We start from the raw sequence: 9,882 nt of genomic DNA, 5'->3' as shown, positions 1-9,882 counted from the left end.
GAATTATCCGTTAGCTTATGAGTCCAACTTACATCGTATTTTTGAGTTTATTGAAACACAAGATATTAAAAATGGTGGGGATGCCTTTTTAACAGATGAAAATCATTTAGCATTCAGAACTTATGGTCAGTTGTACAAATACAAAGGTCAATATGAAATGGTCCAATGTCTTATAACAATTAAATGCTACGGTGAAGGCATGTCACCTATTGATATGAGTAAGGTGTTTACCCCACCAACTCAAGCATTAGAGAAGGAGCTATCTGTGTAGGAGGAAGCGATGTTAGAAATCTATTTAAGTCGAAATAACAGTCGGAATCAGAAACTCCTATCTTTTTGTGACTCACATGGTATTTCCTACTCCAGTAAAGAAGTAAGTAACCTGTCACGTGAAGACTTATTGGGCTTGTTTACCAAAAGCAGTGATTGTTTTACGCTCTTATCCCCCTCGCTACAACGATTTAAAGGTCATAGAGAGATGAAATTGAGTGAGTTAGTGACGGTAGTTCTACGGAAACCTGACCAGAATCTTCGTCTCCCACTTGTGGTTTGTGAGGATAACGTGTATCCCGATATGAGTTTAGAAGAAGCGAGAACCTTTCTTCCGAGAAGTCAAAAAGTAGTTTCCTTTCGTGAACATCTTTTTAAGGATCTGGTGACATAAGGAGGAGTTATGAACGACCGTTTTTGGGAAAATTTGGAAATTATCGTTATGGAAAAAGGACTATCATGGGCTGACCTTGCTCGACAGATGTTTAAGGGGCAATACGTCTACCCTAGTGAGTTTAACCGTCTCTACCAAACCTTTCGTCACTACAAATCCCATCGTCTCATGCCACAAGGCAAATGGGTGGAGAAAATAGTGAGTGTTTTAGAGATTGACTATGAAGATTTGTTTAGGAGGTAGAGATGAAACGTTTAGTAGTCATGTACGGAGCCATTCATGTCAATGTACTCCTAGTGAGTTTGTACCTGGTTGGTTGGCTAAATGGGGCATGGTTACCTGTTTTACAAGTGACGTTTCTAGCCCTGATATTGTGGAGCTGGAAAAGGTACCAGATACCTAAAAGAAACCTATCCTTGAAGGAGAGAGGGCTTTGGGTACTTGGCAGTCTAGGTGTCATGGTAAGTATTGCTCTTATTATGAGTGCTCTATTTTCAGGAAGCGAACCAAACCAAGAAACGTTAGTGACTGTTCAAGACCAGATTCCTGTTCTGTCCTTTATTCTTTTTCTCCTTAATGCCAGTGTTGTGGAAGAAGTCTTTTATAGAGAGGTGTTGTGGGGAGTCTTGTCTCAACCAGTGATTCAAGTGTTGTTAACGAGTTCCCTTTTTGCTTTAGCTCATCACCCATCCAGTCTATTCACTTGGGTGCTTTATGGGAGTTTAGGTCTCACCCTTGGTGTGGTTAGAGGGCAAACAGACTGTTTGAGCTCAACTCTCGTTCACCTGTCTTGGAACGGAATTGTCTTTTTCCTATCTTTATTGTGATACCAAAATCAAGGGTGCTTTCGTATCATGAAAGCACCCTATTGTTTTGATGGGGAATCATATAAAGGAGGAAATGATGTCATCTGAACAACAGGAACGCCAAGCGATTCAATATGCGGAACGGAGTGCTATGTTTACGGTGAAGGTCCTTCTCAAACTCTTAGAGTGGTCAGCCAGACACGTCCTAGCACAAGACTCGGCTTATAAGATTGGGGTTCAAAAGTTAGAAGAACTCCTTCAAAGTCCATATGCCATTGAGTCGCTGAATATCTCAAATGACATTTTGGATAAACCAGTTGATGTCGAGAAATTCAAGGAATTGGTGGAATCAGAAAACCTTCCTATTGCCATTAGTTGGCAAGGAGATTACCTGCATTTCTATGCTAAGGATAAGTCGCTCTTAGACAAGCACTTAGATGAGTTACTTCAAAAGCTCGTTTCCAATCCAGAAAAACTGAAAGGGCTAACTATGGATAAAACCCTTGATGAGGAAATCGCACAAGCCAAGGAACAGATTGTGATGTCAGAACCCTCTGCTGTGAAAACAAAGGAGGTCATTCACTAATGGTCTCAGGGAAAAAAGTTTTTATCTTTGGTATTTTAGGGCTTGCCTTTGGCTATTTCTGCCATCGGCTAGTCTTGCTTTACGATAGCCTACCTAATCAACCGCCCTTGGAACGGCTTGCCTATCTCTTAGGCGAAGGACAGAATCAGGTCTTAAATCCCTTGTGGAATGGTCATTTTACTGGTAGATCGGTTTTAGGCTTTTGCTTTGGGATTGTGACGGTGGGCCTAGTCTATCTTTATGTTTCAACTGGTCAAAAGGTTTACCGAGAGGGGGCTGAATATGGCTCTGCTCGGTTTGGGAATAGTCGTGAGCGTAAAGCCTTTCTCAGTAAGAATCCTTTCAATGACACTATTTTGTCACGAAACGTTAGGCTAACCCTGTTAGAAAAGAAAGTCCCACAGTTTGACCGAAACAAGAACCTTGTGGTCATCGGTGGGTCTGGTAGCGGGAAGACCTTTCGGTTTGTCAAACCCAATCTGATTCAGCTTAACTGTTCCAATATTGTCGTTGACCCTAAGGATCACTTAGCTGAAAAGACAGGGAAGCTCTTTTTAGAGAATGACTATCAGGTCAAGGTCTTAGACCTCGTAAACATGACCAACTCAGATGGTTTTAATCCTTTTCGTTATGTGGAAACGGAGAATGATTTGAACCGTATGCTTACGGTCTATTTCAATAACACTAAGGGCAATGGCAGTCGCAGTGATCCTTTTTGGGATGAAGCTTCCATGACCTTAGTCAGAGCCATTTCCTCTTACTTGGTGGATTTTTACAATCCTCCAGGCAGTACCAAAGAAGAAGCAGACAGTCGTCGTAAGCGAGGGCGTTACCCCTCTTTTTCTGAAATTGGAAAACTCATCAAGCTCTTATCCAAAGGAGAAAATCAAGATAAGAGTGTCTTAGAAGTGATGTTTGAGACCTATGCCAAGACATATGGGACAGAAAACTTCACCATGCGTAACTGGGCAGACTTCCAAAACTACAAGGATAAGACCTTGGATTCAGTAATTGCCGTAACAACGGCTAAGTTTGCCCTCTTTAATATCCAATCCGTCATTGATTTAACTAAACGTGACACCTTGGACTTAAAAACATGGGGAACGCAGAAAACTATGGTCTATCTCGTTATTCCAGATAATGACACCACCTTTCGCTTTCTCTCAGCCCTCTTTTTCTCCACCGTCTTTTCAACCTTAACCAGACAAGCTGATGTGGACTTTAAGGGACAACTACCTATCCACGTGAGAAGTTATTTAGATGAATTTGCGAATGTCGGTGAAATTCCAGACTTTGCGGAACAAACCTCAACAGTTCGCTCACGGAACATGAGTCTCGTACCCATTCTTCAAAACATTGCCCAACTTCAAGGGCTCTATAAGGAGAAGGAGGCTTGGAAAACCATTCTAGGAAACTGTGACAGTTTGCTTTATCTTGGAGGTAATGATGAAGAGACCTTTAAGTTTATGAGTGGTCTCTTAGGCAAACAAACCATTGATGTGAGAAGTACCAGTCGGTCGTATGGCCAAACAGGGTCTGGGTCAACGTCTCATCAGAAAATCGCAAGGGATCTCATGACCCCTGATGAAGTTGGAAACATGAAACGTGATGAGTGCTTGGTGAGAATAGCAGGGGTTCCTGTTTTTAAGGAGAAAAAGTTCTTCCCCTTGAAACACAAGAACTGGCAATACCTGGCGGATAAGGAGTCAGATGAACGTTGGTGGCATTACCACATTGACACCCTCAAAACAGAGGAAGTTCCGTTTGAACCCTCAGACCACAAGGTTAGGGATTTAAGCAAAGAAAGCACACTACACTAATAGAAAAGAGGAATCGTATGAACCAAAAATTAACAGGCTTTGTTTATGGCGTGGACGCTAGTTCCATGTTTGCCCAAGCCATGGCGCTCTTACAAAAAGGAATGGTTGCGACAGGTGCCTTTCTTGTCGTCATGGGCATTATAAACCTATCAACCAATATCAAAGATGGTGGACCTGGTGTCCGCAATGCCATCTTAGAAATTGTGGGTGGTGTAATGGTAGGTGCCGCTGGTGCCTTTATCACTCAAATTACCATTTAGGAGGGCTAAGTATGACATGAACAACACATTACCTTCAGCTTTTGTCTTTCTAGCGTCAGAGAAAATTTCGAGCGATAGCCTTTTTGAAGGCTTTAACGTTGACTTAGAATCGACGGCCAACTTGGTCAAATCCCTTGCGGATTATAACCCAACCGTGTGGTCGTATATGTCAGCGATCACAAAAGGAGTGATGCAGCCCTTGGGAGTGGCTATCTTAGCAGTCGTTTTAGTCCTTGAGTTTTCTAAGATGGCTAAGAAAATCGCCAACTCAGGTGGTGCCATGACCTTTGAAGCTATTGCCCCTATGATTATCTCTTATATCATGGTGGCAGTAGTGATTACAAACACCACTGTTATTGTAGAAGCCATTTTAGCCGTTGCTTCTCACATCATTGAAGGTGTAGCTGGTGTCGTTTCTCATGGGGGAACGACTTATGAGACCGTTTCAGGACTTAAAGGGTCAGGAATTATTGGAAAACTCATTGTTGGCTTTTTTGCCATTCTGATATGGTTAGTGCGGTTGGTTAGTGTTATGGTGGTGAATCTCCTCATTACCATTCGCTTTATCCAACTTTACCTCATGATTCCATTTGCGCCTCTAACGATTCCGACTTTCCTCAGTGATGACTGGCGAAGCGTTGGGATTGGCTACCTGAAAAACATCATGGTCTATGCCCTTCAAGGGGTCTTGATTTTCTTAATTATTTCCCTTGTTCCCCTCTTTGAATCAGCTGGGAAATTGGCTCTCTCAAATGGTGCGGGAGTGATGGAGACGCTAGCAACTGCCTTTGGTGGTTTAGTTCAGGCTATTTTATTGATCATTGCCTTGGTGGGCAGTCAACGGACTGCCAGAAGTATCCTAGGCATGTAAGGAGGATTGGGAAGGACGTTCCTCCCAATCTTTTTTCATCTTAGATTGGAGTCTTATGAATACACGTGTTTTTAAGGACATCACAAAAGTCCAACATAGGGCTTGGCTAGGCTTTACCACACGACAAGTTATCTTTGTCTTGCCAGCCATTGCCATTACCATCCTGATTTTAGGGTTAAACCTCTTTTATTGGCAATTTGGGGATTGGTTTGTCTATGGTCTTATCTTTACCTTTACTATTCCCCTCATGTTATTTGGGGTTTATCGACCTAATGACTTACCCTTTGAAACGTATCTTAATTATAGATGGCATTATGAAATGACCATACCAGACCGTACACTAACTGGACAGAAAGGAATACAACGTGAAAAAAACAAACCACTCAATGAAACCAAAGACCTCTTCTAAGCACAAGAAGACACGTAAACCAAAAGAAGAAGTGCTACCAACAACTGTTAATACGCTTCTTTACCAAGGCCTTTTTCCTAATGGTCTCATGCAAGTCACCCCAGATTATTTTTCTCAGTCCTATCTTTTAGGAGATGTCAATTACCAAACGGTTGGTTTGGAGGATAAGGGAGCCATTATGGAAACCTATTCGGACTTGATTAATAGTTTGGATGACAAGACCAATTTCCAACTTACTATTTTTAACCAGAGGGTCAACTTGGATAAGTTTAGAAAGGGTGTCTTGTATCCTTTTCATGAGGATGGCTACGATACCTATCGTGAAGAACTCAATCGTATCATGGAAAATAACCTTGAAGCTGGAGAAAATAACTTTTCAGCGGTTAAGCTCATTTCTTTTGGGAAGTCAGACCAAAATCCGAAACTCGCTTATCGCTCCCTGTCTCAGATTGGGGAATACTTCAAGAGTGGTTTTTCTGAAATTGATGCGAACTTTACCCTCCTCAGTGGAGAAAGCCGTGTGAATCACTTGGCTGATATGTTGCGAGGGGAAAATCATTTGCCCTTTACCTATCAAGACCTGGTACGTTCAGGACAAACAACTAAGCACTTTATTGCCCCAACCAGTCTGTCTTTTAAGCACAAAAATCATATTGAAATGGATGATAGACTGCTTCAGATTGTCTATGTTCGTGACTATGGGATGGAGTTGGGAGATAAGTTCTTACGAGAACTCATGCAGTCGGATTTAGAAGTGATGATTAGTCTTCATGCTAAAGGGTCAGCCAAGTCAGAAGCCATGACCAAGCTCCGCACTAAGAAGACTTTGATGGAATCACAAAAAATTGGGGAACAACAAAAGATGGCACGATCTGGCGTATATCTTGAAAAGGTTAGTCAGGTTCTAGAAAGTAACATCGATGAAGCCGATGAGTTGATTAAAACCATGACGCAAACAGGCGATAAGCTCTTTGACACACTTTTTGTGATTGGGGTCTTTGCGGATGACGAAGACCAATTGAAGCACTCCCTTGATATTATCAAACAAGTGGCAGGTTCTAATGACCTTGTGATTGATAATCTGACCTATATGCAAGAAGCTGCCTTTAATAGCTTATTGCCATTTGGCAAGAACTACCTTGAGGGTGTGTCTCGGTCTCTTTTGACCTCAAATATTGCCGTTAATTCCCCCTGGACCTCTGTTGACCTACAAGATAAGGGAGGGAAATTCTATGGGATAAATCAGATTTCAAGTAATATCATCACCATTGACCGTGGGAAACTCAATACCCCATCAGGCTTGATTCTAGGGACATCAGGTGCTGGTAAAGGGATGGCGACTAAGCATGAAATCATCTCAACCAAGTTAAAAGAAGAAGAGAGTAATACCGAAATCATCATTGTAGACCCTGAAAATGAGTACAGTATCATTGGTCAAGCCTTTTGTGGGGAGAGCATTGATATTGCGCCTGACTCTACCACTTTCTTAAATGTTTTAGACTTATCCGATGATAATATGGATGAAGACCCTATTAAGGTCAAATCTGAATTTCTTCTCTCTTGGATTGGGAAACTCTTAGACCGAAAAATGGATGGTCGAGAAAAGTCCTTGATTGACCGTGTGACACGGTTGACCTACAAGCATTTTGAGACACCATCTCTCGTGGAATGGGTCTTTGTCCTCTCTAAACAACCTGAACAAGAAGCCAAAGACTTAGCCCTTGATATGGAGCTTTATGTGGAAGGCTCACTCGATATTTTCTCACACCGCACTAATATTAAAACGGACAGCCATTTCCTCATTTACAATGTCAAAAAATTAGGGGATGAATTAAAGCAGATTGCCCTCATGGTCATTTTTGACCAGATTTGGAATCGTGTGGTTAAAAACCAAAAACTTGGCAAGAAGACCTGGATTTACTTTGATGAAATGCAGCTATTGTTGCTGGATAAGTACGCTTCTGATTTCTTCTTCAAATTATGGAGTCGTGTCCGTAAGTATGGGGCCATTCCAACAGGCATTACCCAGAACGTGGAAACTCTTTTATTAGATGCTAATGGCAGACGCATTATCGCTAATAGCGAGTTCATGATACTTCTAAAACAAGCTAAAAGTGACCGAGAAGAGTTGGTACACCTCTTAGGGTTATCTAAAGAGCTTGAGAAATATTTGGTTAACCCAGAAAAGGGTTCAGGATTGATTAAGGCAGGCTCAACGGTTGTTCCCTTTAGAAATAAAATCCCACTTCAAACCCAACTCTTTGACATCATGAGTACCGATCCAGAAAAGATGAGGACTGAACAATGACAAGAGAACAACAGAAGGTCAAGGTAGCCCGTAAAACCTTTCAGAGTAGTTTAAAGGCTAGTCGTATCCATTATCGCAGGGAGAAGAAGGGGTTAAAACGCTCTCTTCCGAAACGACGCTTTATCATGCGCCGAGCTGAGAAAGCTGAAACAAGGGAACAACGTCAGACTCTGAAGCAAACCTATCAAGAGGAAAAAGACCTAGCGACAGATACCTTCAAGGAAGCGATTGCCTATGTGTCTCCCAGATGGCTAAAGCGTAAGGAAACTAAGAAGTATCGGCTTCCTCAAGCCAGACAGAGCCTAGCAGTAGCGAGAAAACACTTGGCAGAGGTCAAGATGGCCGAAAAAGAGGAGGCCGTTACCTCTAAGTTTACTTATCAGAAAAAGCCAACAGAATCAAAAACATCACGGTTTCAGTTTCAAAAAGAAAAACCTCTTGAACGCCTTCAGGCAGAAAAAGAGGTGAAATCAGCTAAGCGTGACGTGAAACTACTGAAAAAAGCACATCAGTTTAAGAACCCCTCAACTAAGGTCAAACGAGGGTTACGCTATGTCGCTTCAGAATCACTGGATGTAGTCGCTCAAGATGATGACTTAGAGGGAATCAGAACCTTAAAAGAGTCTGTGATTAAAGGAAGACGCTATGGGAGATTTACCTATCAGTCAGGGAAACTCCTTGTCAAAAGTGGGCAGACTGGTCTTCGGTTTACTAAGACGAAAGTCGCTCATAGTAAGGAGCGGTATCAGAACTTTAAAAAGGGGAAAGGGTTCACCCGTCAGAAGCCCTTAAAGCCAAAAAGGCGATACCACACCTTTCTCAAGCAAGCCAGAAGGCACAGTGTGTCAGGAATCAGAGGGGTTATTCAAGCGATTAAGAATAGCCTGACCTTCTTTTCATCAATTGCCCTTAATCCTATGACTTGGGTCGTGTCAGGCCTCTTGTTTTTCTTGCTTTTGATGATGAGTTTTGTTATAGGAATTTCAGGAACTACTCTCATTCAACAGGATGAGAGTGAACTGACAAAAGCCTATACGCACATGACGTGGGAAGATGCGGAAAACACCCGAACCAACCCCACTGGCATTACCTACTACACCAAGATTGATGACGTCATGGGCTTTATGAATCTTAAGTATCAAGATTATGCTTTAGAAGAAGTCATGGAAGAAGGGGATAAAACCTATCAAGCCTATTTGAGTCAACTTTGGCAGGACTTAAACGGTGGGGATTCTTTAAAATCCATGCTTGAGTTAAGTAAGGAGCCTGCCTATAAGCTCTCTGATGACGATAGAGAAGACTTAAAGGAATTAAGTGAGGAAGGCACCTACCTTGCCCTCCAAGAATTGGATAATCCTTTTCAAGATCAGACTGAAGACGATGCGCTTACCATGACAGTCCGCTATGGCTATGAGGTGATTGATGACAAGCCAACGCTTCATCATCATATCATTCTAGAAGCTAAAGAAAATCAAGTGATTGTGGCTCCCATGGATGGTAAGGTTTCCCTAGATGGCGCGAACATTATCATCACGTCAGGTAAGGGACTAAACAAGTCTCAATTGACCTTGTTTAATATCCATACTGGTCGAGTGAGCGATGGCCAAAAAGTCCAAGCAGGGGAAGTGATCGGTCAAACTAAGGATGGTGCTGGTCTTAAAGTGACCTATCAAAAGGTTGACGATGATTCAGAGAGACTGGTTTATGTCAATCCAGCCTTTTACTTTCCTAAAGTCATTCAACTCCAAACGACCATTCTTCCTACGATTGGTCAATTTGGAGGCGATGAGTTTGCGAGAGCCAAAGCTATCTATGAGTATTTGAAGAGTCAAGGGGCGACCAATCAAGCCATTGCGGCTATTTTAGGAAACTGGTCAGTAGAATCCTCAATCAATCCCAAACGAGCTGAAGGTGATTACTTATCGCCTCCAGTTGGGGCAAGTGCCAGTTCTTGGGATGATGAGGGCTGGTTGTCCCTTAATGGTCCAGCTATCTATAATGGCAGGTACCCCAATATTCTAAGACGTGGCTTAGGCTTAGGGCAGTGGACAGATACTGCAGATGGGTCACGCAGACATACTTTATTATTAGAGTATGCCAAAGGGAAAAATCAGAAGTGGTATGACTTAGGCTTACAACTGGATTTTATGCTCCATGG

At 42.3% G+C, this 9,882-nt stretch carries 10 protein-coding genes and 1 pseudogene; all 11 read left to right on the top strand.

Going from position 1 to position 9,882, the window contains the following annotated elements; all coding sequences use genetic code 11:
• Window positions 1–271: pseudogene (locus tag ACPC58_RS11190) on the top strand (hypothetical protein); the annotation flags it as partial.
• A gap of 9 nt (window positions 272–280) precedes the next feature.
• On the top strand, window positions 281–664 hold the full coding sequence (locus tag ACPC58_RS11185) for a hypothetical protein (RefSeq protein WP_180482469.1): 384 nt from the start codon (window positions 281–283) through the stop codon (window positions 662–664).
• 9 nt (window positions 665–673) lie between these two features.
• Entirely contained in the window at window positions 674–907 is a 234-nt protein-coding gene (locus tag ACPC58_RS11180) for a hypothetical protein (protein ID WP_010730328.1), read from the top strand.
• Between the two features lie 2 nt (window positions 908–909).
• Window positions 910–1,491: a CPBP family intramembrane glutamic endopeptidase gene (locus tag ACPC58_RS11175; protein WP_180482470.1), complete on the top strand. Its 582-nt coding sequence runs from the start codon at window positions 910–912 to the stop codon at window positions 1,489–1,491.
• A gap of 76 nt (window positions 1,492–1,567) precedes the next feature.
• The gene (locus ACPC58_RS11170; RefSeq protein WP_252562527.1) at window positions 1,568–2,056 is read left to right on the top strand and encodes a hypothetical protein; all 489 of its coding nucleotides are present in this window, start codon (window positions 1,568–1,570) and stop codon (window positions 2,054–2,056) included.
• Window positions 2,056–3,876: a VirD4-like conjugal transfer protein, CD1115 family gene (locus tag ACPC58_RS11165; RefSeq protein WP_434066005.1), complete on the top strand. Its 1,821-nt coding sequence runs from the start codon at window positions 2,056–2,058 to the stop codon at window positions 3,874–3,876. The genes ACPC58_RS11170 and ACPC58_RS11165 overlap by 1 nt, the downstream gene beginning before the upstream one ends.
• Window positions 3,877–3,893: 17 nt before the next feature.
• Window positions 3,894–4,136 carry a hypothetical protein gene (locus ACPC58_RS11160; RefSeq protein ID WP_001072180.1) on the top strand — a complete coding sequence of 81 codons (243 nt, stop codon included), beginning with the start codon at window positions 3,894–3,896 and terminating at the stop codon, window positions 4,134–4,136.
• Between the two features lie 16 nt (window positions 4,137–4,152).
• Window positions 4,153–5,007 carry a type IV secretion system protein gene (locus ACPC58_RS11155; RefSeq protein WP_180482473.1) on the top strand — a complete coding sequence of 285 codons (855 nt, stop codon included), beginning with the start codon at window positions 4,153–4,155 and terminating at the stop codon, window positions 5,005–5,007.
• Between the two features lie 55 nt (window positions 5,008–5,062).
• On the top strand, window positions 5,063–5,416 hold the full coding sequence (locus ACPC58_RS11150; RefSeq protein ID WP_044771483.1) for a PrgI family protein: 354 nt from the start codon (window positions 5,063–5,065) through the stop codon (window positions 5,414–5,416).
• A complete protein-coding gene (locus ACPC58_RS11145) occupies window positions 5,373–7,724 on the top strand; it encodes a VirB4-like conjugal transfer ATPase, CD1110 family (protein WP_180482474.1) in 2,352 nt (783 codons plus the stop codon). The genes ACPC58_RS11150 and ACPC58_RS11145 overlap by 44 nt, the downstream gene beginning before the upstream one ends.
• On the top strand, window positions 7,721–9,882 hold a 2,162-nt coding region (locus ACPC58_RS11140; RefSeq protein WP_434066004.1), incomplete at its 3' end, for a phage tail tip lysozyme. The genes ACPC58_RS11145 and ACPC58_RS11140, both read left to right, overlap by 4 nt.

The sequence above is a fragment of the Streptococcus sp. VTCC 12905 genome (assembly GCF_049893385.1).
Taxonomy (GTDB): Bacteria; Bacillota; Bacilli; order Lactobacillales; family Streptococcaceae; genus Streptococcus; species Streptococcus suis_AA.
This window is presented reverse-complemented; position numbering and strand designations above follow the sequence as displayed.